At 53.8% G+C, this 240-nt stretch carries 1 rRNA gene (cut by a window edge); it reads right to left on the bottom strand.

Annotated features, from left to right (window positions below):
- Positions 1-240 (bottom strand): 23S ribosomal RNA (locus FZF01_RS19355); its annotated part runs 407 nt beyond the window's last position; the annotation flags it as partial.

The following is a 240-nucleotide window of genomic DNA, read 5'->3' as shown; positions in this document are numbered from 1 at the left end:
AGGCCCACCTAGCCTTCTCCGTCCCCCCATCGCAATTGTAAGAAGTACGGGAATATTAACCCGTTTCCCATCGACTACGCCTTTCGGCCTCGCCTTAGGGGTCGACTTACCCTGCCCCGATTAACGTTGGACAGGAACCCTTGGTCTTCCGGCGAGGAGGTTTTTCACCCCCTTTATCGTTACTCATGTCAGCATTCGCACTTCTGATACGTCCAGCATGCGTTACCACACACCTTCAAC

The organism is Halopseudomonas salina (assembly GCF_008641105.1).
This window is presented reverse-complemented; position numbering and strand designations above follow the sequence as displayed.